The organism is Bacteroides ilei, from assembly GCF_900128495.1.
In the GTDB taxonomy this organism is placed as follows: domain Bacteria; phylum Bacteroidota; class Bacteroidia; order Bacteroidales; family Bacteroidaceae; genus Phocaeicola; species Phocaeicola ilei.
Window position 1 is genome coordinate 621,971 of sequence record NZ_LT635801.1, and the last position, 23,937, is coordinate 645,907.

Here is a 23,937-nt window from a genome sequence, read left to right on the forward strand (position 1 = left end):
GCAAAGTTAATACTTCTTTCTTAGGCTCTCTCCTTTGAGGTCAAATTTTATTGCCTTATGCACGATTCTGTCCAGACAGGCTTCTGCAATGAGCTCGCTTTGGAACACATCATACCAGTCTGCAACGGGAAGCTGACTGGCCAGAATGAGTGCTTTCCGGTTGTACCGGTCATCTATGATCTGTTCAAAGTCATGCTGTACTTGTCCGTCCAGCTTGACCATCCCAAAATCATCTATGATCAGAAGGTCATGTGCATTCAGCTTACGGAAGAAGTTTGTCTCCCGTCCTTCCAGGTGTACAAGCTTCAGGTTCTCGATGAGCATGTTCATCGTGAAGTACAGTACCTTCCGGCCGTTCCTGCATGCCCTGTCACCCAAGGCACAGGCGAAGTAGGACTTTCCTGTTCCTGCCGGTCCGGTAATGATGACCGTCATTCCGCCCGTGATGTAATTTCCGGTCGCAAGGTCGGCTGCAGAGCAGGCCTGTATTCCCCTTGCCGTGTCTGTTTCCAGTTCTTCCATCGAGGCTCTCAGACGGAAGCCGGCATTCTTTATAAGACGCTGTATGCGGTTGTTTCCTCTCGTGTCACGCTCGTGCTGGAGCATGATCTGCATGCCTTCACGCAGGGTAAGCTTGTCCAACTGATGTGTTTCTTCCAGGGAGCTCCAGCAGCTTGCCATTCCCGGAAGCTTCAGCTCGTGCAGTGTTCTTTCTGTTTCGTTGCTCATAATCATTTATTGTTGTTTGTTCATGTCATTTCCTGTAAAATAGCTTCTTCCACGCATGTTTCCGTGGTTTGCCGGTATAGGCGCGTGGAAGATTACCGTCTCGTCGGCAGATGCGTTCATACCGTTACGCCTGAGTATGGCTTCAAACTTGCTGTAGGAGTAAATACCGTACTCCATGCACTGGCGGCAGGTAAGGTCAAAAGTGGCCAGGTCGTACTTCCGTCTGAGGCTGACTATGGAGTTGCACAGCTTGTAATACACCTCTTCAGGCTGTGTGGTACGTTTTGGGTCAAAGATTCTCTTTACATACTCATGGCAGTCAGGCGATATGTCTTTCGCTTTCTCCACATAATAGGCCGCCGAACGTTCCATGATTGCCCTGCTGCTGGATGCGAGATGTTCCCTGACTGTGGTATAGCCGTATGTATGGCTGCGGATGTGTGAGGCTACCAGTTTCTGCTCCACATAGACCTTTACCCATGAACGCGTAAAGACTACTCTTGCCTGTTTTCCTACATGGATATAGGGTACGGAGTAGAAATGGGTCACCTTGTCCTGTCTCAGTTCCACATGGCAGTTTGCCTGTACTTTCAGGTCGGCATACAGGCGCATCTCATAAGGCTCCGGTTTCAAGGGTTTCAGCAGCTCCTTCTCCATGGCATGAAAGCGCTCCTCACGGCTGTAGGGACGCTTCTGCATACGTGTCCGGTTGTGCCTTTCCATCAGTTCCCATACGGCACGGTTCAGTTCCATGAGTGAATGGAAGGTGTGGCTACGCAGTCTGGCATAAATACGGTTGTATGTGATTCTTACAGAGTCCTCTACCAGAGCCTTCTGGGTGGGCGATGCAGGGTCACATGGCAGCACTACAAAATGGTAGTAGTTGCCCATGTCCTCAAGAGCCTTGTTCAGCTTCGGCTCATGCCTGTCATTGCTGATTACCGCCGATTTGAGATTGTCGGGAGTCAGTATGGGAGGCACGCCGCCCAGATGTTCCAGACACATCCTTATGGCATACAGGAAGTCCTCCGTTTTCTGTGAAGGTACACATGTCACATAGGTATAGTCGCTGTAAGGCATACAGGCGACAAACACCTCCACCTTTATGACTTCTCCGGTTTCGGCATCCACATAGCTGAGCTTGTCACCGGCAAAGTCCACCATAAGTTTCTCACCCGGTTTGTAGGTGCTGGCCAGTACGGCTGTAACATCCTTTCTGGCGACGAGATTCTGCTTCAGATGATAATAGAACTGGGACTTGCCGTAACCGTCGGGATGGGTCGTACGGTATTCATCGAACAGGACCTGCCGGCTTACATGGGATTTGGGATCCGTCAGCAGTTCCCTGTATCTGGGCAGCAGACTCAGGAACTCTTCCATTCTCCTGTCCGTATATGCCGGAGAACCGGCATGGAACATCCTTTCCAACTCGGGATCGTCAATCTCAAGGAGGTCGCTGATGTTCCATCCGTTGGCTTTTACTGTATTCACATAACCGTTGACGGTTTCCTTATCAATCGGTAACTTGCGGCTTACACCGCGGTTGGATTCTCCGGCCTGCTTGAGCTGGAGTACTTGTTTTATGAGACTCATATCCTTTGTTGTTCCTGCCATGATGCCGAAAACGGAGCATCCCCACCCACTCTGAACGGCTTAATCCATCCAGTTTTACCGCTAAATTGGCCTTGAAAAGTGCCTGAAAAACGGAGTATATCCGTTCATTTCAGCTAAAAACGCCACAAAACGCCATAAAAAACGGAGCATATCCGTTCAGTGGTTTGGATATTACGATAGAATCTCCGTTTTCTCTACAGAAATCGGAGTATATCCGTTCACTAATGAGAATGTAATAATACTATAATCAGTTGTCTACATACGGAAAACGGAGTATATCCGTTCACCTTCTCACAGAAACGACAATGCCTGCATAAAAAACGGAGCATGTCCGTTCACTTGCTACTCTTTTCCCGTATCTTGTATGCAGAAAACAATCTTCATACGATACGACTATGGCAGGAAAAAGTAAGAATATGAGCCAGATCAAACAACTTCTTCTACTAAAGAAGAGCGGAATCTCCAACCGCAAGGCTGCTGATATAATCGGCATGAACAAGGAGACAGTGAACAACTACATGAACAAGGTCAACGCTGACAGCCTGAGCCTTGATGAACTTATCAGGTTGGATGATCCCATTCTTGAGCACCGTCTCAAGGGCGGCAATCCTGCATATAGCGACAAGCGTTTTGAAACATTCAAAGCCCTTCTTCCATATCTTCAGGAGGAGATGAAGCGCAAGCATGTCACGCTGAAGCTGCTTTGGGAGGAATACCGTAATGAGCATCCGGATGACCACTACAGCCTGACACAGTTCCGTTTTCATTACAATCAGAACACAGAGGCCAGAAAGGAGTCGCCATCCACCATACTTGCCGACATGCGTACGGGCGGCGAAAAGCTTTTCCTCGATTTTGCCGGTGATACTATGGGGTACGTTGATATGGAAACCGGTGAGGTCGTCCAGTGCCAGGCTTTTGTAGCCACTCTGCCTGCAAGCGACTACGGTTATATCCTCTTCGTACGTTCACAGCGCACGGAAGACTTTGTATATGCCATAACGCAGTGCCTGAAACATCTTGGCGGCGTACCAAAGATGCTTGTCCCTGACAACCTTAAAGCTGCCGTTGTCAAGACAGACAGATATGAGCCTTCGCTTAACCGTGTAATGGAGGATATGGCCAATCATTACGGCACGGTCATCATACCGGCACGTCCCGCACACCCAAAAGATAAAAGCAACGTGGAAGGGACCGTGAGGCTTGTCTATATGCGTGTGTTTGCCGAACTCCGCAATGAAACCTTCCATTCACTGGAAGAGCTTAACCGGGCAGCCTCGCTCAAAATGAAAGCGCACAACCAGAAACGCATGCAGAAGCATCCTTATACGCGTGAGGAACGGTTCCTTGCCGTAGACAGGCCTAATCTTATGCCGCTGCCTGACAGGGATTTTGAGATTGTGTCATATACCGATTTGAAGGTGTCAACCAACTGCTGTATCTATCTCGGACGTGACCAGCACTATTATACAGTACCCTATCAGTATATATCCAAAACTGCACATGTTGCATATACACGCACATTGGTAAAAGTATATGTGGACGGTGAACTTGTAGCCACTCACATACGTGATTACAACAGGGGAAAGTATACTATCGTAAAGGAGCATCTTGCAAGCAACTCCCGGGAATACAGAGGGATGAGTGCAAAATCATACATAGAGCGTGCCGAGCGTGCATCCGGCATACTTGGAGATGTAATCCGCCGCATATTTTATTCTTCCACAATGCCTCCGGAGACTCATTACAAGACCTGCGACGGGCTTCTAAACCTGCAAAGGAGCAGTGATCCGGTCGTTTTCCAGAAAGCCTGCGAGACAGCCCTGAATGTAGACAGATGCAACTATCGCTTTATCCGTTTACTGGTAGAGAGCAAGTGTGCCGGTGTGGGGCAGCCTTCATTTTCCTTTGCTCCTCCGCAGCACTGTAATATCCGTGGAAAATCACAGTTCAAATGACAGACTTCTAACACTCAAAACAAATAACGATGGATGAAATTATCAATGCTCTAAGAAACCTTAAGATGCCCGGAATGGCCCATTACTGGGCTACCATGCAGGAGACGCGACAGGCAGAGTCGCTCTCCTTGAAAGACGGTCTGCAACTGCTTATACAGGCTGAACTGGATAACCGGAATCAAAGCCGGAATGCCCGTCTGATAAAAAAAGCACACTTCCGTTATCAGGCTTCCATAAGTGAAGTTATCTATGACTGCAAGCGTGGCGTGGACAAGCAGAAAGTACTTAATCTTGCCACTTGTGACTATGTGAAAAACGGGGTATCCATACTTATTACGGGTGCTGCCGGTACCGGTAAAAGCTGGTTGGGTACAGCGTTTGGTCATCAGGCCTGCATGAACGGATATAAGGTTGCTTATTATAACCTGTACAGGCTCTTCGAGGAAATAAGCCTTGCCCGCATATCCAGTACTCTGCATCGTTTCTTCGCCAAGCTGGCACAGACTGACCTGCTTATACTGGACGACTTCGGCATGAAAGTTCTTGACGGACAACAGTTGCTTGACTTTATGGAGATTATAGAAGACCGCCATGGACAAAAAGCTACGATCATCATATCACAACTGCCGGTTGCTAACTGGTACGATGTGATGAAAGGCAACACGACTGCAGCTGATGCAATATTAGACAGGCTGGTACACACAAGTGTGCGCTTCGAGCTACAAGGCAGCAGTTTACGTCAAAAAAGACATCAAAACTGCAACGTTACAGACGAAAATCAATAAATTTGCATCGCCATAGGTAAAGAGTATGAAAAGTGAACGGATATCCCCGTTTTGGGTGAACGGATATCAACCGTTTTCAGCAGCCATGATTGTGCTGTTTCGTATAAATTTACCAGCACAAAGGAAACTGAAATCGGAGAAAGAATGAACGGATATGCTCCGGAAATGAAGATATGCACGGATGATTCTATGCACGGTTGAACGGATATGTTCCGGAAAAATGGAGAGCATACGCTTAAAGTGAACGGGTATGCTCCGGAAAAAAGGTGTTGCAACGTGCAATTCTCGAAAGTGAACGGATATGCTCCGGAAAAATTGAGATTTTAATGTCTGGTTATCCATTTTTTCATCCTTTTAGGGGATGAACGGATATAAAATTGCGTTTTTAAGGCCTGGTTTTATGCCTTAATAAGCTGCCGGAAAGTGAACGGGTATGCTCCGGAATATGCATTATATTGGTGGAGATGCTTATACCAATATCGTTTGTTGCGACAAAATTTTATCAAAAGATATCTGTAGATTATCTGATATAAAAACGCCAAAACATATGGTGGTGAACAAACTAGTTACAGATATTGATTTATCACGACTTAAATACCCATTACTCATAAAGCCAACGTATGAAGGAACTTCTATAGGTATAACTCAGGATAACTTAATTTTTAGCGAAGATAAAAATCGAATTATTAAACTTATCAATAATCTATATGAGAATTTGAACCAACCTATCATTATAGAAGAATTTATAGGAGGTAAAGAATTAAGTGTAAGCATTATTGGGTGGAAAGACAATATAAAGACTTGGGGAGTTGTTGAGAGATATTCGGAATTTAATGACAATTATTTCAATAATAATATACATAGTTTTGAGGATAAATTATATCATAAAATAAAACTAAGAAACGGCAAACACTTATTAAACGATTACAACATATCTAACCTCTTTAAATTATTTAATTGGTTAGATAAAGTTGAATATATTAGAATTGATGGCAAGCTAGTTAATGATACCTTTTACTGTTTTGAATTATCGCATGATACAACATTAAATCCGTCAGGGGCATTCTTTACTCCATTTTATTATGAAGGCTATAATTATCTATCTGTTCTCGAATTACTTATTGATAATTGTTTAGAACGGTATAATAATCTATGTCCCAGTTAACAATTAACACAGGGAAAAAATCACTTCGGATAATAGATGGTACTTGTGGATAATTATTTGTCAATAGTTTGCTATAATGACTAGCTAAAAAAGGAATATTTTCTTCATCATCTATTAACTTTGCGTATTTATAGCAGTTATAGACAACAGATTGAAAAATTGAACTGTTTTGATAATAGGACTTTCGTAAAGAGACTAACAAATTTTGATAAAATTCAACACCGCTATTTTTATCTTTTTGAATTATACAACAGCATAATAAATTAGATTGTATTGCAATAGAATCATCTGAATTTGTACAAATTTCAAGTGCTCTATATAAATTTAATAAAACCTTTCCAGATATATCTTGCGCCAGTATTCCTAGTACAGATTGATTATTGTAAAACATATACATTGGGAATACGGCCTTTTGAATGTGGTAGCTAGCTTCATTCATCCATTTATTGGCTTTTTTATAGTTACCCATAAATAGATAATCTCGCATTAATGTTAAACAAGAAGCAATAATTCCGTATGAATTGTTTCGAGTTCTAAATATATTATAGGCTTCTTTTATACGTTTTATCCTAAACTCCAAATCATTGTGAATACATAAACATGAATAACGCAAGAAATCGCCTTCCCACAATGAATTATTAAATACTTTATTCTCATAATATTCCATCCATAAATTATAGCAGTCATGTTTCTTGCGAAGAGATCTTAGCGTTCTCAATTCAACAAGCTTAAGCCCTAGATTATAAATTGAATCTTTTTCTTTATTACTCATTATGATATTCATAGCTTCCTGTGGGCTCTCACTTGATAAGGCTGCTATATAACATAATTTCACTCGTATATCTTCTATTGTTGAAAAAGAAATCTCATCAATAATCTTTTTATAATAGCCACAACGGAAATAAATATAAACAGACCATTTAATGATTTCTTTGTCAAATTCGTCATCTAGTTTGTTCGCATCATATGTTGCTCGTATTAAATTTAAATAATTAAGAACTGTATCAATAGGGAAAGAAGCTAAATCATCGTTTATTTGCTCAAGTATTTCAATAATATCTAAAAAAGAGTTGAGTTTTAAATAAAATGAAATCAAGTATAAATAGTTGTTTATTCTCTCTTCAATGCTTAGTTTTTCTTGATTTTTTTCTTTGTAGTAGGCAGCCATTCTCCTTAAAACAACAATGTATATTTTTTTAACTCATCAAGCTTATTTAGTTCTTTAAATAGGCTGTCATGTGTTAATTTAATATCTATTGGAGTACATTCTATTATGTAATTATCCATTAAGAGTCTCAATGAAGTATCGATTTCCCTGCAATTTATAAGATCTGATAAATGTGTCGCTATTAGCTCATACAATTTAGTATAAGAAATGCCATTTCTATGAGATTCTATAATTATCAAAATTGCCTTTATTGAGTTGTTAAAATTATTAACAAGATTCTTAATCGTTTCACTATAAACTAATTCTTTATGAAGCTTTAAACATTTGGCATCATTTAAAAGTAACGAAAGCTTAAAAAGATTCCCATCAGAAGTATCATATGATTCATTGAGAATGCCAATGATTATATCGTCCTTAACTCCAAGAGTTTTAATAATTTCAGCTTTGTCAAGTTTAGAAAGAGTATATTCAGATATATCTGCTGCTGCTTGAAAAAAATCATGTAACTCTGGAATAGAAAAGTTATAACGAATACCAGTAGTGTATTCAAAAATCAAATAAGCGTTATTTGTTGATTGAATAATTTCCTTTAAAACTTGTACCGAATAATTATCAATATTTTGGATATTTTCAATGGCTAAAATTAATTTTCTTCCTCTTAATACATACTTAATATATTCTTTTCCCAGTAATAGTAGATTAAATTCATTACCTAACCATTCTTGGATATTATCTTCCGTTGATTTTACATGATCAAGGTAATTATCAATACCTACTGAGGAAAATATTTTTTTTATTGTTATTTCACCAATTATTTCTAAAAGGTTTTTTTTTAATGAAAATTCATGAAATCTTAAATACCCGGCTTGATCGTGCAAAGCATTAATATCAAGCATCTTAACTATCCTTTTTATAAAAAAGCCAAGATCACATTCTTCAGATTCACTTTGTTTTATTTTTACTCTATGATCTAAATCGTAATTTAGCTTGTTTTTTACAACCTCATCAATTAATGATGATTTACCCAAACCTGATGGACTGCTTATTATGACTATTCTAGATTTAGAACGAGCTAATGTTATATCTTCTTGAAAAAATTTCTTTTCAATTTTCCTATTTATAAATATTCTAGTAATCATAATTTTAAGTTATCAGTTATTCATACCGGTATTTTTCCTGGTGATATTCACTTTCTCGATGCTTTGTATTTCTTTCCTTTGCGAAACTTTAATATATACCAGAATGAAAGAAGTAATTGAACAGCAGAGAAGTTATACAGCTATTAAAAATGTGATGAGTGACTTTTTGTCTCATTGTCGATATGAAAAAAGACTAAGTGAAAAGACGATTAAAGCCTATAAGGTAGATGGACTTCAGTTTGAAACTTTTGTCAACGGTGATTTTAATGTTACCTATTTTGAACACATAACCAAGGAAATGATAAAAAGATATATACAGACTATATCCACATTTAAGCCAAAGACAATTAAAAGAAAGATAGCATCACTGAAAGCATTATTCTCGTATTATGAATACGAAAATGATTTATTTGTAAATCCTATACGAAAAATTAGACTCCAGGTAAAAGAGCCTAAAGTATTGCCTGTAGTTATGCACTATAATGAGGTCGAGCAGATTCTCAGATATTTGTACGAAATAAGGGAAGAGAATGTTAAACCTCAAAGCTACACTTATTTGGCCAGAACACGTGATGTATGCATGATCGAAGTCCTGTTTGCTACTGGAATACGGGTTGCAGAACTATGCAGTCTGTCCTGTAATGATATAGATCTTGAGAATGGTGTTCTAAAAGTGAATGGTAAAGGCAGTAAGGAGCGAATAATACAAATATGCTCATCGGAAGTACTTGATATTCTAAAAGAGTATTATGTTTTAGTACAGCCCCAGACTTTTTTCTTCGTGAATCGCTTAGGGAATAGAATATCCGAGCAGTCAGTTAGATTGTTAATCAAAAAGTGTGTAACCGGTCTGCAGATGAACAAGAGAGTAACCCCTCATACATTTCGGCATACATTTGCTACATTACTTTTGGAAAGAGGAGTTGATATAAAATATATCCAGAATCTTCTCGGACATAGCAGTATCGTTACGACGCAAATCTATACGCATGTAAATATGAATATGCAAAAAGAAATACTACAAAGCAAACATCCAAGAAATGAATTGAAACTTATCGGTTTCAAAGCGGATGTTGATACTGAATTATAGCTATATTTAATGCCTATCTTTATATTGCTCAATTATTTGATTTATACAAAAATGCTTATGTAGTTTTATTGGGCAAGTCGATTGAAACAGTTTCCTATGAAAAAGGGAACCTTTTTTCGTATTGCTTACCAAACTTTGAAAGGAATAATCAGCGAACATACCAATAAAAGAAAGCCGGCTAATAAACAATTAGCTGGCTCTCTTTTTCACACTATTAATCAATCAAATTAGCTCAAAATGGTTATCTTTATTTCTCCTCTTTCCTTAAAGGATTATCAATAAATATCCAGGAAGAAGATTCCCAGACAGTATATTCACCGTTGCTTACAGATTGTCCTTCATACGTAACCTTTGCCTTGCCATCTTTGAAAGGGAAGGCAAATTTATAGCTTGGAGGGATGATTACTATTCCCAGAGTATCTGCAAATCCGATGGCACCATCTTCGTCTATAATTCTGAATAGCCCTTCTTGTGGGTAGTCTGGTCCATTGTCATACTTGAATACGTTAAAAAGCTTATTGCCTTTTTTGTCAAGGCATACTATTTTCCCGTTTCCTTCAGCCACAAATCCAATATGATTGATTGTGTCGGTATAGGCAAATGGATACATACATGGTATTACAGTATCACCATTTTCTGAGACATATCCGAATAAACCGTTATCTTCGACCACGAACAACTTCTCGTCAGGCGTTCTCGTACAACATGCAAGCCCGACTGTGCAGATGAATGAAAAATACAATAGGGTTCTGTTCATGATTCTTTCTATAGGTTATTGTAAAACATAGAGCTCAACATCGCCACAATCCGTAAAATAAGCTTTTCCTTCCACTTTTTCACCATTAAACAAATCCACATGTCCGGAAGCATCACTCCAATTACAGTTCTTGAAGATTATGATACCTTTTTTCCCTTTGAAGTCTTCCAGTTTTTTCCCTTTTATCGGTGTGCCGCCTATCTTTTGCTTGATGAAGCTAAGCATGTCAGTTACTCTATAAAGATACCATTTCTTGTCCTTTCCCGAAGATGTGGCACCGTCATAGCGTGATATGGGCATACCTGAATAGTTAAAGGCATACGACAGACGTATTGCGCATGCGTTGGTGAAGAAGCCGGCTTTTATGTTCTCTTCTACTTTTCCGCCGATTAGTTTACCGACCGCTGATGTTGGTAGATCCTTAACTTTGCTGAAGTTGGAACTCAGTGTTGAATAAGTAATGCTCATAATGTTCTTTTTTAGTTCGTTAAACATTCATTATAGAATAGCTTCAAGTAGTTGCTTCATCTTAAAGGAACCATAAGTTGGCTCGTAATATAATAAAACTTATTGATACTTGAAAATATTTTCAGGAACTTATTAATGTTAATAATGAAATTAGGTATCTTTGTAGAAGAAATTAAAAAATAATGCAATGGATATAAGGCAAATAATAAAGGAAAAGCGTGATATTTTTAAAGCCATGGATCAGGCAATAGACAAAACATTAAATGTACAAGATGCTCAAATGCGTAAAGAAGGTAGATTGGATCTGGATAAACTACGGGGCAAAGACCCGGCAGTACCTTTTTTTATCGGTTATGCGTATGAATTTGAATATGATTGTTCTAAAGATACAAAGTATGCCCAAAAAGCAATAGAAGAGTATAATAATCTTATTAATTATGAATATGCTTTTTTACATGCAAATATTGAACGGTTGCAGAGTGCTGTAAATAGTGTAAATCCATAAATGTATAAAGAATCTATATTCTTGAAAAGATGTTTGCTCGGGGTAAGAACAGACATCTTTTTTATTGTGAGTTTTGCTATATTCAATGAAGATTGATAAGATTGTCAAATATCTTAATTCTAACACAATTATGGGAAATAATATAAACCTTTGTGATAGTGTTGTTGACATAATATCATTGATATTATGGATATTACTAATGATGTTATTAGTAACAATGTGTTCTGGCAACAAATTCATGCATCGATTTTTACCTATTGGATTTGTAGAAAGTAAATGGAAATATTTCCTTATATCTTTTATTCTGGCTTTTGTGTTGATTTTTTTCTTACTTCTTGTTTGCATTTTTAATGAAGGGGAGTTTTTCTGGATAGTGAATAAGAATATCTCAACAGAATGGGAAACTTGGGGAGGTTTTGCCACTTGCTTGTCTGCAATCTTTACGTTGATAACTGTCTTTTATGCCTATACCGCATTTACGAATTCCAATAGGGCTTTGAAGTCACAACAGAAAGCTGCCGAAAGAGCCTCATTTGATGCGACTTTTACACAGATGTTTGCACAGCATAATATATTGTATGCCAAAAACAGATGTTTGAGGTACAAGCATTGTCATTTTGCAGAGTTTGTTGAGTTCTTTGAACGAATGTCCGTTAAGCAGGACATAAGTATATCCAAAATGTGGAGTAAATATAACGAAGTTCTGGATTGTGGTTGTGGTGCAGGATGTTCAAGTAACTTCAAGAACTATTTTAAGTATATACATAGGGAGCTGACTTTCATACGTGGAAAAATAGAAGCTCAAAATGGTATAAATGGAAGTTCTTCCTGTTGTTCTAACCGACAATATGAAGCGAATCCGATGCCTGCTTTCTTGGCTGATTCCATAAAGGAATATGTAAGGTTAATAGAGGGGCAGATGAATAATGACGAGTTGTTCTGCTATTTCATAAATCAGTTGGATTATTATGAGAACCATCTTAATGAAGAGAAGGAACTACAGTGGTATTTTCAATATTTAATAGATATGGCATTCTTCAAGGAGATATGTAAAGATACATACAAGTACCATAGCATGGTTAGACGGGCTGTTATGATATTTATGATAAATGGCGGTCAACATCAAAAACATCTTCCTATTAAGTTAGAGTGGATAAACTATAGCGAGTAATCCTCCTCGCTGTTGGTTTATTCTGCTTCTATGAGTTCAAGAAAGCAAGGATTTCATCACAGCAGGCCGCTGCATGTTTGAATCCTTTTGGTAATACCATTAGGCATCCATTGTCGCTGTATAGGGCACCTGTTCGGGGATTTTCGTTTTTATATAGTTGACGAATAACTCCATTGAAATCCCCACAATCAGTTATGCGACAAAGAAATCTTCCTTGATTCTGACTTAGCCAATATCCTCCATGCATTCTATTTTCTTTGGGAATCTTCCAAAAATCAATAAGTACAATGCGCTTTTGGTTTCCATGCAAGAAATTCATTCTTTCCAGGAGGTTATTGCAATACAAATCTCCAAAGCTATATCCTGCAATTACCAGTTTGTGATTTCTGATGATACAGTTGGTCATATTGGCATGATAAAAGTCAAATGGAACGCAGTTTAGCTTATCCGTTTTACGCAATCCTGTAACGATTGGAGAAGAATAATATGTTTCTCCTGATTGGGTACAAGGCTGGCTTTGTCCTCGTCCCATCATCAATCCTTTAACTATCTCATAGTCAGGATATTTATATAAGTCATTTGATAGATAATTATAAATATCAGTATTCGGATCTTTATATGACTGGAAGTAATAATTTATACATCCATGCAGATGATTTATAGTAGATAAGCCATTCGGATTTTCAAACAACTTCTTGGGATTGAACCGTAGGAATGCATCTTGAATTTCATCCAGTTCAAATCCATCCTCATAATTTTCTATTGATTTCTCAATTGTAGTGTCATAGTTTAATACAAAGAAGTCACTGTTTTCGCCAAACTGTTGATAAAATCTCCAATACCATTCATTCACCTGTTCTTTCATGATGTTGGAATCATACCCATTTACAATATCCATTATTCTGAGGATAAATTGGTCCATGACAGAACGAAGTGTATTAGGATCAAAGTCTATATTCGGTTTGGTGAAAGGAGCAAAAACCGGATATCTATTCGGATTATTACATTTTTTGTTCCATACCCAACTGTAAGCATCTAACATCTCTAATACGTGAAACAAATGTTCAAAATGAATATAGGGGGCAGGTGTTCCACTTATATATGGATTAGAACACTCTGATGGATAATTTTCCATGAGCCAGTTGTAGATATCATTTACAATAGTTATTGTATCCCCTTGAGTAAGATAATTTTTGTAAGGTCTGCAAACATCTTCTGTGATTTTTGTAGTTGCAGGTTTAATCACATCTTGTGGTAAAACCAAGTCAAGCGGTGTTCCTGCACCTATTAAAAATGTTGTACGATTATTTTCCATAATTCGCTATATTTACTCATTGAAACATTTCAGGAACTATATCTTCAATTTCAATTCCATCTATTACCTTGGCCGAGAGTTTTTTGCCAAAGTCGCGTACTTTATTACCTGCATACTTATCAAAGATATAAGTACTCTTGTGGGCGAAATCAAAGTTCTCCAATATCATTTTGTTAATTCCTTCGTCTTTACATCCATATCCTATGATTATCAGTTTTTCTGCATTTCGCAGGTTCTTTCTGAATCTTTTGAAGAGTTTCTTGAAAAGTAAAGGATTGTTGTATCTTTCTATTTTAGAGGTTGTGCCGGTCAGAAAATCGGCGTGGTAAGCAATCGGGCAACTTTCATAACCTATTTTGCTTCGTATTCCTCTTAATAAGTCACTCACGCCAATACCTTCCCTTATTTTCACATACTTAATGGGTATCATGAAATTGTTCTCAACAGTCTTGTAATAAGGCACATAATCTAAGCTACCATGTAATTTATAAAGCCTTATAGGAGCGTCGTATCTGGCTGCGTATCTTTCTAACCGGCAATGATAAGTAGCATTGTCTCTATTCAGTATTCCATAGAACTCCGAACCATATTCATCAAAGCCGTCAGAAATGCTACCATTGATATATTCAGTCTTATTAAAAGATTCAAAAAGTAAATCATGGTTCAGTGTATGCACATCAATGATATAATCTTCTTTCAAGTGATTTAGGTATTTCAGAAAGCCATCGTAATGTTCCACATATCCTACGTGGAATGGCTGGTTTTCGTAAAAAGAATTACCATCTTTATCTCTCAACAAATATCTCACCATCTGATTATAGATGTCGGGGAGACTGAAGACGAAACTTCCATAGTCTGTATATTCGTCTAATAAATCATCACACAATGTTTCGTAGCATGAGTTATATACTTCTTCACTTTTTATAAAGTCATAAAACTCTTCATAGTCGAACTTATGTGTCTCTGCATACTTTTTTATTAGACGCTTGCAAAATACGAAATGTTTTTGATGCAGATTAAGTATCCCTTCTTCTTGAAAAGCTGGTTTTTCTCCAGTTGTTGAGCAACATAATACACCACTTGGTGAAAAATCTGCATTATATTTTTCAAAGTCCAATATATTCTCATTCAGAGTATTTCCTATCGGATACCCTTGTGGCGCAGAAAAGCCAGCTCCAATTAAGATGGAGATGTGCTTTCTACCTGTCAAAGGCTTTTCTGGTATTTCATAGCCCAAATCTATATCTTTTTTCATAATGAGTCCTTTCTTTTATATAAACTTATTTATCAAATAATGTGTCTATATTTATGTACTAGCTTCTGCTCTGATTACAGTGGCGAGTTGTTGAAGATGGGCAGGAATGTCCGTTCTTTCATTCCCAACTTTCTGGATACTGGGAGTACAATCATTTTAATACCTTTATCAAAGGTGTAGTTTTTTCATTTTATCTTCAAAGTACGTTTTCATATTTTTCAAGATTTTACCATTAATACAAGTATTGTCATTAGGTGATGTACCTACCCCGATATTCCGATTCACTATAGATTAATTATTATAAGAATAAATATAACATAACTCCCATATTATATTTACAGTCTCATCTTTTCCAATCTTACAAAAAAAAGATTTTTGTTTTTGATTTAATTTGTTATATATATCAATTATTATTGGAGCTGTTTTTTTCTTATCCCTTAAAACAGCCTTATCTTTACATTTTTCAATTACTAATTGAAAAAATGGTAATATAAAATTATTGTATACATAGTTTCTTTCCAATCCAAAAGAAGGAGTAGTTAACTCTCTTTTAGATACCGTGATTAGATTTGACAATATATTAGAATCAATTATGTTGTTGATTCTGTTATGACAATTTTCAATTAAGGATTCATTATATAATGCATTTGTTACTATTTTTAATTCTATATTTGCAGATAAACTATATAACCCATCATCAGGCCTATCAATTGGACCAACCCACAGTGAGACGTTTATTGAATTTGATTGACTCAACCTAAATATAATATAGCTATAATATATATCCTCTAAATGTTTACAAAACACAAACAAGTCTTTATAGCATAATTTATTTAAACATTTATATCCATCTATATGGGGCGATGTTTCAATTGTTTTAACTATATGTTTCTTTAAAGAAATTCTATCCATTTACTTACTATAATAATTTTTACCATATGTCCAAGTAATACCACTTTTCTTCATTTTTCTTAGAAGGCTTCTCATTTCAGGACTTTTTCTTGGATCATGATCAAAATGCCAATGGGGATTAGCTTTCATTGATAATTTATTTGCTATATCCTTATTTAATTGAGTATTCATCCTTTTTAAAGACTCTTTACTTCTTGGACCTTTTGAGAAATTGTCAGATTTAAATTCGATATCTACCCCATCTACATATTTATCATAAACTCTTCCTCCAATCCGTCTACCATCACCCTCTCCAAAAATTTCTGTTGCACGTTTATCATGCCAAATCTTTGCGTAATTAAGCCATATACGTCCAGCCAATCCCAATATATCAATCCACGTATTGGAATCATTGACATACCCGTAAAGGTTATGTATTCCCCCAGCCAGCCCAATCGAATCTTGCGAGATATACATCCCCATTTGCGGCGAGTAATACCTGAATCGGTTGTACGCCAGCCCTGTCTCTCGGTCATAATACTGTCCTTGGAACAGGAACGGTATCATTCCGATATTTCCGGTCTCCTCGATGACTTCTCCGTTCATATCCAGAGTCCTGCTCCACACCTCGTTGCCTTGCGTGTCGTATGCCTCGGTTGGTGTACCCAGATGGTCTGTCAGTATAGAGTAGGCCCTGCCTTCTTTTATCATGGCGGCAGGCACGAAGGATTCCTCCTCAAAGAGCCAGAGCGTGCGGTCTTTACGCTCTTCCTCGGTCAGCCACGCATCCTCTTCCATTGAGTAGCTCCGTCTCTGCTTCCACTGGTGCAGTGGCACGTTCCCGTTCCACATCCATCGTGTCACGGTCGTTCCGAAGCTCTTCGAGAGCCTTCTTCCCAGCGCATCGTATTCGAATGTCACTTCCTCACCGTCAGGTCGTACCACCTTTGCCAGCGATCCGTCAGCGTTCCACCTGTATTTCCAGTGCTCCTTCTTTCCGTCCAGCCATCTTCCCGTACCGATGTATCGTTCTGTCAGATTCCCGTCCTTGTCATACTCGCAGTGCCACTTCCCGTCCTGTTCCATGGCTCCGCCTTTCAGGAAGCGGCGTACCATGCAGTCGGGGTCGGGGTACAGGTTTCCCAGGCTGTCGCTCTTTCTCCACTGTTCCGTTCCGTCTCCGTACTCGGCATACTCCAGCTGTCCGTTCGGAGTGTACCCGTACCGTGTCGTTCCCCGTCTGCTATCTTCCGTTGCGAGCAGCCGGTCAGCCTTGCCCCAGCGGTAGCGGCGCAGGTGTCGTGTCCGTGCATCCTTTCTCGTGCGTGCATCCACAAGGCGGCCAATGTTGTCGTAAGCGAAACTTCGCATTACGCCTCCGGGTAGCATACGTTCTGTTTCAAAGCCCAGTGTGTCATAGCTGTGCTGTGACTTCCACGGCATTTCACCGTTCCCGCAGCCGTCTCCGGCTCTGAACTCCGTCAGTTCTCCGAATTCGTTGCGTTTGTATTCCAGATTCGCCCCGAGCGTACTTTGCAGGGACAGTATCTGTCCGGTCCTGTCGTAGGTGCGTCTGATGGTCTCACCGTCTGCCGTTTCCATTACCGGCAGTCCTAGTGCGTTGTAGGCAAACTCCACTCGGCTTTCACCCCGTGTTGCTTCCACGAGCCTTCCCGATATTCCATATTGGTAGGTCTGGTCGGGCTCATCCGTTGTCACATACGACACCCTTGTTACCCTCGATGCATTGTCATATTCGTATTCCCTCACGATTCCGCTCGGCAGCCTTTCGCTGGTTACACGTCCGGCGATGTCACGTTGGTATATCCTTGTTCCCCGGTCAAACCCTGTTTCCCGGATTACGTTGCCTACGTCGTCAAGATCGAACTCATAGTATTGCATCCGCTCGTTTATCACGTGGCGCAACCGTTCTTCCCTGTCATAATGGAAACCTACTACACCTCGGCTGTCCTTGCGGTGTGTCAGCTTCCACATGCCCGAGTAGGTGTATTCCACTTTCTGCAGGTCGTCCCGGTATTCCAGCAGGTTGTCTATGCCGTCATATCTCAGGTGTATGTGGTTGCCGTCGAAGTCCTCCACTTCCGTCACGCGTCCTATGGCATCATAGTGTCTTGTCTGTACAGCACCTTTCGGATTTGTCACCTGTGTGCAGCGTCCCAGTCGGTCATAGCGGTAGCTTGAGGTGTTTCCCCGGCTGTCTGAGGCTTCCGTCAGGTTGCCGTCTTTGTCGTAGCTCAGTACAGTTTTTACACCATACGGGTCAGTGATACTTTCGGCCAGTCCTTCGCTGTACTCTATCTGTGTTTTCGCCCCTTCTGGGTTAGTACGTTTAGTCACATTTCCCTTTGTGTCATAGTCGAACTTCCATGTACCTCCGTCCGCTGTGGTCACGCTCAGCGGCCTGTTGCGCAATGCCCCCTTACGGAAAAACACGGCCGATACGCTGCCGCCTCCCGGATCGGAACTGTCGGTACAGTTTCCCCAGCGGTCGTATTTGTACAGGCTGCTGTTGCCTGCTGGATCAGTTTCCTGCAGGAGCTTGCGGTCCGAGTCGTATTTCCATCGGTGTTCGCCTCCGTTGGCATCCACCTTCCGATACACTAGTCCGTCCTTGTGGCAATATTCTGTCGGCTTGTCATGGCTGTCAAGCACTCTGGTCATGCCATCGAGGAATTGCAGTTTGTGGTCGTATATGCCTCCGTCTCCCCATGTATGTATGCATCGGGATCCGATTTCGCTGCCGTCGTATTCGAAGAACCAGTTCAGTCCGTTTCTCCATGTTTCCTTTACGATCAGCCTTCTTTGGTATTCATATCGCATGGCATCACCCACGGCGTTGCGCTGGCATATCATGTTTCCCTCCGCATCGTATTCGTATGATGCGAGTATTGTTTCTTCTCCCTTGTTCTCGGGATGAGGGCCTTTTATTATCAGAATGTGTCCGTTACGCTCGTCGCATTCTACGGTAAGCTTTCTTCCCGCACTGTCGGTAATCTCCTTCAGGTATCCCTTGTTGTTGTACCCGAACCGTATGGCGAACCCGTTCGCGTCCGACATGCTCTCCAGCAGGTGTACATCGTCATATTCTTTCTGTGTGAATCGGTAGTACAGGTCTTCGTCCATATCCCAGATGCAGTAGCCGTCCTTTTCTTTTCGTGCCTCCTTGCGTTCTGCACGGATGAACGAGGGCTTCTTCTCAGTAGGTAGCGGGAAGGCTACGGGTATTCCGTCAGACATTCGTAAGGTGAGGATACCGTCTTCCACTACGATGCCCATGTCGTATGCATGATGCCATCCATTGCCCAGTGGCCCCTGGTAGTCGCTTCGGCTGTACCAGGTACGTTCCCAGGAGAGAGGGATTGGACCGTCTATCCAGAAGTCCTCTTCATCTGTGAAGAATGTGCCGCTTGCCACGTCCACCGGGTGTCCGGTTACGGTACAGATGGTCTTGTGCAGCATGTCCTGCAACTTTCCGCTCTTTATCTTGTCATTTACGGCTCCATGCAGTTTGTCTGCCAGCTTCTCGGTTTTTTTCTTGTACAGTCTTCCGAAAGCCCCCATGCACTTGCGTGAGAGGGCAGCCATCGGGTTAAACGGCACGGGCACGGGGCTGGTCAGAATCTGTCTGACCGGAGGGATCGGGTTGATTACGCCTGTCGGCAGGAACAGTCCCGGCACCTTGTGTACGCTCGACATGCCCAGGTCGTTGCAGTCCAGATGCATGTGTGTTCCTCCTCCCGACAGCGGAAGTCCGTCGGCAAGTACGGTCAGACTTCCCATGAAGGCATGTCCGTTGTTTTTCGGGATTGGTATTGAGTTTGCGGCAAATCCGGCTCCCATCGGTACATGCGGTATGCTGCGTGTGGGGGTGGAAGCCACGGCACGTGGAATGAATCCGCCGATTTTTACGGTGGCACCCATCATGCCCACGGCCATGGTCAGTGCCGTGTGGCCTATCTCTGCGAGCTTGGCCGAGTCTGCATCCCCGGTTTCTTCCGCTGTGGGCGGAGGGGGGATATACGAGGCTACCGCCGCCGTCATGAAGTCCTGCGGACAAAGCAGTGTCCCTACATACGGGTGAGGCATCGGCACGCTTGTGGCCGGTGGTATGTTCACCAGGTGAATATCCACTCCGATTACAGGGTCGAGCTGTTTGGAGATGGGCAGGCACGCCTGTCCTTTCATCCCCAGTGCTCCGAGCACGGGGAGTACGGCTGCCTCGCTCACGTTGTCTGCCAGACTGCCCAAGGCTGTGGCTGCCTTCAGTCCGGTGTCAAGCGCGTTGACGGACGGGGATACACCCGCCTCCGCATTGGCGGAAGCTCCCGAAACCACACCCGACATCTGTGCTCCTACGGTGGCTTCAAGCTGTGCGCTTACCTGGTCGAAATACCCTGTTCCTGATGACATAGTTTATAGTTGTTTTTAGAGTGGGTTCAAGTTTTGAAAAACAGATAGGCCGACAATAGTATGGACAGCACTACGATAACTCCGAGCCAGAAACGGAATCCGTTTGGCCCCAGCAGGTCAAGCCAGAAGTTCCCTCCCCAGCTTCCGGGGCGGGCATAGGTCCATTTCCAGTCCAGTATCAGTCCTGTCAGCCATATCAGCAGAATCAGGATGACTACAAGGTAGCCCGATTTCGGGTTTTCCTTGATGTACCCTGGGCCTTCACTGAACATTTGCTGAAGGGTCGTCCATATTTTGTTGATCCATTCCATGATATTTTCCTAGATTTCGTTTGTATTCATACAGAAAGTCCTCCCAGTCTTTGCCGATAACACGGCTCAGCACGGAGTTGATTTCCTCATTGCTGACTGACGGCTGGCGTTTCCGGCTTTCCAGCAGCTTGAGCAGTAGCAAAGGGTAAGACGAATGCTTTATCAGGTCTGACGACAGTTTGTCTGCCAGTCGGAATCCCTCAATGTAGCACTCCGTGGCTCTTTCCGTATCGTATGCTTTCTCCCGGCACCACCCGCACATTCTCAGTGTTTCTGCCTGCATGAGGTAATCCTTGCAGTTTGCATAGGCGTCTGCCCCCATCCGGTAGGTTTCTGCGGCATCGTTCCATGCGGATTTCCGTATCTGTATGGATGCTTTCCCTACAAGCGAGCTGCCGAGAAGACGTCCCGAAAGAGACGGGTCTAGCTTTCCTTCTCCCATCCTTGCCGCTTCTACCGCTTTGTTGGCAAAATACAGAGCCATGTCCAGATCCTTATGATTAATGCGGTCTGTATATAGGATGGTATATACTGTTACGAACTGGCTCAGCCAGTTCATGTCTTTTTTTACATTGGCAAGTGCCATATCGAGGCATTTGCGTGCGTATAGGTCTGTTTGGGCAGCGTCTCCTTTCTTGACGCTGCTCATGAGTCTGGTCAGTGCCAGTCTGAATTCTGAGGCGGCAGGATCGCTCCGATCTTCGTTGGCTGCTTGTTCTGCCAGTTTTTCGGTTGCCCCGTCCATATCTATCGGAGGATAGATGGAAACCGTTTCCTTCGGATAGGTCGTCATGAGTTTTCCGAATTGTTCCTGGCCGGTGATATCTCCGGTTCCCCATACCATCTGTTTGTCAAATGGTTGGGAGAGTGCCTGATTGAACCATTGCCGGCATCCTTCATAGTCCGCAGTGCCTTCCAGATCGAAAATGAAGCTGCATTTCATGTCGGTACCGTTGACAAGTTCACGGGTCAGCCGGTTGAGATTTTCCACTACTGTCTGGGCTGCATTTCCGCTATTTATGGAGCTGTCGTTAGCCTGCCATTCCACTTTTTCAAAAATGATGTCTTCAGGCTTCTTGGAGTTGTTCCAGTACTCTATTTGTTTGCTGATATATTGCAGTACATCTTTGCTGAACTCCATTGCGGATGTAAATGGGAGAGTGATGATGAAGACCATGTCTTCTTCTTCGCTGTCGATGGCCAGCATGTAGTCATAGAAGGCCTTGAGCATGGTTTCGTCACCCGGATTGATGACAATGCGTATCATCTTTACCGGTTGTGTCACGGTATTCTCCCAAAGGTGGAGCATATTGTCCGCTATTTGTTGTATGGCATTGCTCATAGGTCAGTTCAGTTTTACGATTGTACCTGCTATGGCGGTTGTTCCGCTGGAGTCCACGGTTGCCTGCGTGGTACCCGAAAGGGTTGCCGTTTTGCTTCCCGTAGCGGTCACGTCACTTCCTTTTATGTTATATGCTTCTTCGGCACTGCTGTTTATTGTTTTTGCAGTCTGCGTTATTTCGTTGGCGGCCGTTTCCGTAATCTGGGCTTCTGCGGAGGATTTGATGTTTCCTTCGCTGTCCAGTTCAATGCTGGTATTGCCTACGCACAGCATGATGGATTTGGATGCGGAAATCTTGATGTTTCCTTTTCCGTCGGCGGCATAGCTGTTGCCGGCCTGATCCGTCATGGTGATGCTGCCTTCGTCATCATCTATGGTGAGGGTACATCCGCTCCGGGTGGTCAGGCTCTTTTTCTTGTTGCCGCTGTCACCGCCTGTTCCTGTCTTCCCGTTGAACAGGCTGCCCATTACGAACGGACGTTTCGGGTCGTCATACCGGAATCCAACCAGTACGATGTCGTCCTTTTCCGGAATGAAGACAAAACCTCTGTTGGTTGATACTTTATTGCTTATTCCGGCATCAGGAGTCATGACACGTATCCATGAGGTTGTCATGCCATCGCCCTGCCAGTTCATCTTTACCTGTACGCGTCCCTGTTTCTTGGGGTCATCGTTGCTTATCACTACCGCCTGCTGTGTCTGTGCCACGGGTAGAGGTACTTCCGGGGCAGGAAGACTTGTTGTCTGCGAGTAGAGTGCGGTAAAGTTGTTGTTATAGCTTTCTCCGGTTCCGGCTATATGGGTAATTTCAGTGATGAAATATTCACCTAAAGTCTTTTCAATAAAATCAAATTGGAAGTTCTGGATTGCGGTTTGTATTTCCACTACGCTGCCGAGTGTTATCCGGTTGCAGTCCGTTTCACAGGATATATAGTGTGAAGGCGAGGCATCGCTCTGCTGTTTCTTTTGGAAATGGTTTTCTGCCTGACTGTCGTTGGCAACCCTGATTTCCGTATGTTGGAATGCTTTCGATTTGAAGAGTTTGACAGATGCGTCAAAAGCTGTTTGTCCCAGCATGTTCATGCCGGTAGGAACATTGGAAGCGGCACCTTTGCTGAATTTGCCGTTGGCGGAGTCGTATGAGTTTCCCTCTACCAGGCGGGCAAGCGTCTGGATTCCGATGTTCAGGTCGGATATTTCGCGTCCGTAGCTCAGTGGTATGGCTGATGGCAGTTTGTCAGGCTTGCCGAATACAAGTTGTTTCCCGTCATAATACAGCCATTCGTGATATTGTCTGGCCAGCCTGCGGATAAAGTCGAAGTCGCTTTCCATATACTGGCATTCGTATTCTATGTCAGCTGTATATTCCGGCTTGATGGCGCAAGGCACACCGGCCCTGTCGCATATTTCCTTTACTATGCTGAATAGCGTGGTATTGGTCCACGAAGCACAGTTTAGTTCTGTTTCAAGGAGGAAGGTCAATGAATACCCCTGGATAAGCAGATAGCCGTGATTGCCTTTCGAGCGGTGCAGTCCCACATGTGTCACTATTCCTTTGAAGCTGTTGCCGCCCAAAAGGATTTCCGCTTGCTTGCCTATCCAGTTCATGCTGTTGTCAAGCGTATGAGTCTTGTAAAATTCACCGGACTCTATATCCATGTGAACTTCAAAATAATGATGATCATTGATGCACTGTTTCAACACAACCTGAAAAAAGGAAGGAAGAGGAACATCATCAATATTGACGGTTGTCATCTTCTGCTCAAGCATAACGGCAATGATTTTTTAGGTGAATAAATAAAATTGCCGCTTGACGGATTGAGCCCTTCAAGCGGCAATATCT

Annotated in this window: 19 protein-coding genes; 6 read left to right on the top strand and 13 right to left on the bottom strand. The window is 41.9% G+C overall.

Going from position 1 to position 23,937, the window contains the following annotated elements:
• Positions 1–6: 6 nt before the first annotated feature.
• Together istB (BQ7489_RS02635) and istA (BQ7489_RS02640) are read right to left on the bottom strand one after the other, a co-directional pair.
• The gene (gene istB / locus BQ7489_RS02635; RefSeq protein ID WP_071150800.1) at positions 7–729 is read right to left on the bottom strand and encodes an IS21-like element helper ATPase IstB; all 723 of its coding nucleotides are present in this window, start codon (positions 727–729) and stop codon (positions 7–9) included.
• Positions 730–735: 6 nt separating this feature from the next.
• Complete coding sequence (gene istA, locus BQ7489_RS02640) at positions 736–2,322, bottom strand: IS21 family transposase (protein WP_235817107.1); 1,587 nt, start codon at positions 2,320–2,322, stop codon at positions 736–738.
• A 416-nt stretch (positions 2,323–2,738) separates the two neighbouring features.
• Here istA (BQ7489_RS02640) and istA (BQ7489_RS02645) point away from each other — a divergent pair, with 416 nt between their 5' ends.
• From istA (BQ7489_RS02645) to BQ7489_RS02655, 3 genes are all read left to right on the top strand, one after another.
• Positions 2,739–4,301 carry an IS21 family transposase gene (gene istA / locus BQ7489_RS02645; protein WP_071150253.1) on the top strand — a complete coding sequence of 521 codons (1,563 nt, stop codon included), beginning with the start codon at positions 2,739–2,741 and terminating at the stop codon, positions 4,299–4,301.
• A gap of 29 nt (positions 4,302–4,330) precedes the next feature.
• The gene (gene istB / locus BQ7489_RS02650) at positions 4,331–5,086 is read left to right on the top strand and encodes an IS21-like element helper ATPase IstB (RefSeq protein WP_071150252.1); all 756 of its coding nucleotides are present in this window, start codon (positions 4,331–4,333) and stop codon (positions 5,084–5,086) included.
• A 433-nt stretch (positions 5,087–5,519) separates the two neighbouring features.
• Complete coding sequence (locus BQ7489_RS02655) at positions 5,520–6,251, top strand: hypothetical protein (RefSeq protein WP_083580442.1); 732 nt, start codon at positions 5,520–5,522, stop codon at positions 6,249–6,251.
• On the opposite strand, the gene BQ7489_RS02660 is transcribed toward BQ7489_RS02655, so the two are convergent.
• Both BQ7489_RS02660 and BQ7489_RS02665 read right to left on the bottom strand, forming a co-directional pair.
• Positions 6,205–7,419 (bottom strand): hypothetical protein, encoded by a 1,215-nt coding sequence (locus BQ7489_RS02660; RefSeq protein ID WP_072529907.1) that lies wholly within the window; start codon positions 7,417–7,419, stop codon positions 6,205–6,207. The two genes, BQ7489_RS02655 and BQ7489_RS02660, sit on opposite strands and share 47 nt — an antisense overlap.
• Before the next feature lie 5 nt (positions 7,420–7,424).
• Positions 7,425–8,558 (bottom strand): hypothetical protein, encoded by a 1,134-nt coding sequence (locus tag BQ7489_RS02665; protein ID WP_072529908.1) that lies wholly within the window; start codon positions 8,556–8,558, stop codon positions 7,425–7,427.
• 103 nt (positions 8,559–8,661) lie between these two features.
• Here BQ7489_RS02665 and BQ7489_RS02670 point away from each other — a divergent pair, with 103 nt between their 5' ends.
• Entirely contained in the window at positions 8,662–9,648 is a 987-nt protein-coding gene (locus BQ7489_RS02670) for a tyrosine-type recombinase/integrase (RefSeq protein WP_071150249.1), read from the top strand.
• Between the two features lie 247 nt (positions 9,649–9,895).
• Here BQ7489_RS02670 and BQ7489_RS02675 read toward each other — a convergent pair whose 3' ends face one another.
• Together BQ7489_RS02675 and BQ7489_RS02680 are read right to left on the bottom strand one after the other, a co-directional pair.
• Positions 9,896–10,405 (bottom strand): WG repeat-containing protein, encoded by a 510-nt coding sequence (locus BQ7489_RS02675; RefSeq protein ID WP_071150248.1) that lies wholly within the window; start codon positions 10,403–10,405, stop codon positions 9,896–9,898.
• 15 nt (positions 10,406–10,420) lie between these two features.
• A complete protein-coding gene (locus BQ7489_RS02680; RefSeq protein ID WP_235817106.1) occupies positions 10,421–10,873 on the bottom strand; it encodes a type VI secretion system amidase effector protein Tae4 in 453 nt (150 codons plus the stop codon).
• A gap of 187 nt (positions 10,874–11,060) precedes the next feature.
• Here BQ7489_RS02680 and BQ7489_RS02685 point away from each other — a divergent pair, with 187 nt between their 5' ends.
• Positions 11,061–11,378 (top strand): hypothetical protein, encoded by a 318-nt coding sequence (locus tag BQ7489_RS02685; protein WP_071150247.1) that lies wholly within the window; start codon positions 11,061–11,063, stop codon positions 11,376–11,378.
• A 130-nt stretch (positions 11,379–11,508) separates the two neighbouring features.
• On the top strand, positions 11,509–12,549 hold the full coding sequence (locus tag BQ7489_RS02690) for a hypothetical protein (RefSeq protein WP_159434504.1): 1,041 nt from the start codon (positions 11,509–11,511) through the stop codon (positions 12,547–12,549).
• 28 nt (positions 12,550–12,577) lie between these two features.
• Here BQ7489_RS02690 and BQ7489_RS02695 read toward each other — a convergent pair whose 3' ends face one another.
• The 7 genes from BQ7489_RS02695 to BQ7489_RS02725 all read right to left on the bottom strand — a co-directional run bounded on the left by BQ7489_RS02695 (position 12,578) and on the right by BQ7489_RS02725 (position 23,864).
• Positions 12,578–13,864: an SIR2 family protein gene (locus BQ7489_RS02695; protein ID WP_071150245.1), complete on the bottom strand. Its 1,287-nt coding sequence runs from the start codon at positions 13,862–13,864 to the stop codon at positions 12,578–12,580.
• A 16-nt stretch (positions 13,865–13,880) separates the two neighbouring features.
• On the bottom strand, positions 13,881–15,119 hold the full coding sequence (locus BQ7489_RS02700; RefSeq protein ID WP_071150244.1) for a hypothetical protein: 1,239 nt from the start codon (positions 15,117–15,119) through the stop codon (positions 13,881–13,883).
• A 291-nt stretch (positions 15,120–15,410) separates the two neighbouring features.
• Positions 15,411–16,031, bottom strand: a complete 621-nt coding sequence (locus tag BQ7489_RS02705) for an Imm25 family immunity protein (protein ID WP_071150243.1) — start codon at positions 16,029–16,031, stop codon at positions 15,411–15,413.
• On the bottom strand, positions 16,032–20,441 hold the full coding sequence (locus tag BQ7489_RS02710) for a DUF6531 domain-containing protein (RefSeq protein WP_083381015.1): 4,410 nt from the start codon (positions 20,439–20,441) through the stop codon (positions 16,032–16,034).
• Between the two features lie 26 nt (positions 20,442–20,467).
• Positions 20,468–20,752 (bottom strand): immunity 17 family protein, encoded by a 285-nt coding sequence (locus tag BQ7489_RS02715; RefSeq protein ID WP_071150242.1) that lies wholly within the window; start codon positions 20,750–20,752, stop codon positions 20,468–20,470.
• Positions 20,703–22,094, bottom strand: a complete 1,392-nt coding sequence (locus BQ7489_RS02720; RefSeq protein WP_071150241.1) for a hypothetical protein — start codon at positions 22,092–22,094, stop codon at positions 20,703–20,705. The genes BQ7489_RS02715 and BQ7489_RS02720 overlap by 50 nt, the downstream gene beginning before the upstream one ends.
• Before the next feature lie 3 nt (positions 22,095–22,097).
• Complete coding sequence (locus BQ7489_RS02725; RefSeq protein WP_071150240.1) at positions 22,098–23,864, bottom strand: type VI secretion system Vgr family protein; 1,767 nt, start codon at positions 23,862–23,864, stop codon at positions 22,098–22,100.
• Between the last annotated feature and the right edge of the window lie 73 nt (positions 23,865–23,937).

Coding starts and splice junctions, on each gene's coding strand:
- BQ7489_RS02680 (WP_235817106.1), bottom strand. CDS start 10,873: ATGAGCATTACTTATTCAACACTGAGTTCCAACTTCAGCAAAGTTAAG.
- BQ7489_RS02655 (WP_083580442.1), top strand. CDS start 5,520: ATGCTCCGGAATATGCATTATATTGGTGGAGATGCTTATACCAATATC.
- BQ7489_RS02715 (WP_071150242.1), bottom strand. CDS start 20,752: ATGGAATGGATCAACAAAATATGGACGACCCTTCAGCAAATGTTCAGT.
- BQ7489_RS02720 (WP_071150241.1), bottom strand. CDS start 22,094: ATGAGCAATGCCATACAACAAATAGCGGACAATATGCTCCACCTTTGG.
- BQ7489_RS02670 (WP_071150249.1), top strand. CDS start 8,662: ATGAAAGAAGTAATTGAACAGCAGAGAAGTTATACAGCTATTAAAAAT.
- istB (WP_071150252.1), top strand. CDS start 4,331: ATGGATGAAATTATCAATGCTCTAAGAAACCTTAAGATGCCCGGAATG.
- BQ7489_RS02675 (WP_071150248.1), bottom strand. CDS start 10,405: ATGAACAGAACCCTATTGTATTTTTCATTCATCTGCACAGTCGGGCTT.
- BQ7489_RS02660 (WP_072529907.1), bottom strand. CDS start 7,419: ATGGCTGCCTACTACAAAGAAAAAAATCAAGAAAAACTAAGCATTGAA.
- istA (WP_235817107.1), bottom strand. CDS start 2,322: ATGAGTCTCATAAAACAAGTACTCCAGCTCAAGCAGGCCGGAGAATCC.
- BQ7489_RS02705 (WP_071150243.1), bottom strand. CDS start 16,031: ATGGATAGAATTTCTTTAAAGAAACATATAGTTAAAACAATTGAAACA.
- BQ7489_RS02690 (WP_159434504.1), top strand. CDS start 11,509: ATGGGAAATAATATAAACCTTTGTGATAGTGTTGTTGACATAATATCA.
- BQ7489_RS02710 (WP_083381015.1), bottom strand. CDS start 20,441: ATGTCATCAGGAACAGGGTATTTCGACCAGGTAAGCGCACAGCTTGAA.
- BQ7489_RS02700 (WP_071150244.1), bottom strand. CDS start 15,119: ATGAAAAAAGATATAGATTTGGGCTATGAAATACCAGAAAAGCCTTTG.
- istB (WP_071150800.1), bottom strand. CDS start 729: ATGAGCAACGAAACAGAAAGAACACTGCACGAGCTGAAGCTTCCGGGA.
- BQ7489_RS02725 (WP_071150240.1), bottom strand. CDS start 23,864: ATGCTTGAGCAGAAGATGACAACCGTCAATATTGATGATGTTCCTCTT.
- BQ7489_RS02685 (WP_071150247.1), top strand. CDS start 11,061: ATGGATATAAGGCAAATAATAAAGGAAAAGCGTGATATTTTTAAAGCC.
- BQ7489_RS02695 (WP_071150245.1), bottom strand. CDS start 13,864: ATGGAAAATAATCGTACAACATTTTTAATAGGTGCAGGAACACCGCTT.
- BQ7489_RS02665 (WP_072529908.1), bottom strand. CDS start 8,558: ATGATTACTAGAATATTTATAAATAGGAAAATTGAAAAGAAATTTTTT.
- istA (WP_071150253.1), top strand. CDS start 2,739: ATGGCAGGAAAAAGTAAGAATATGAGCCAGATCAAACAACTTCTTCTA.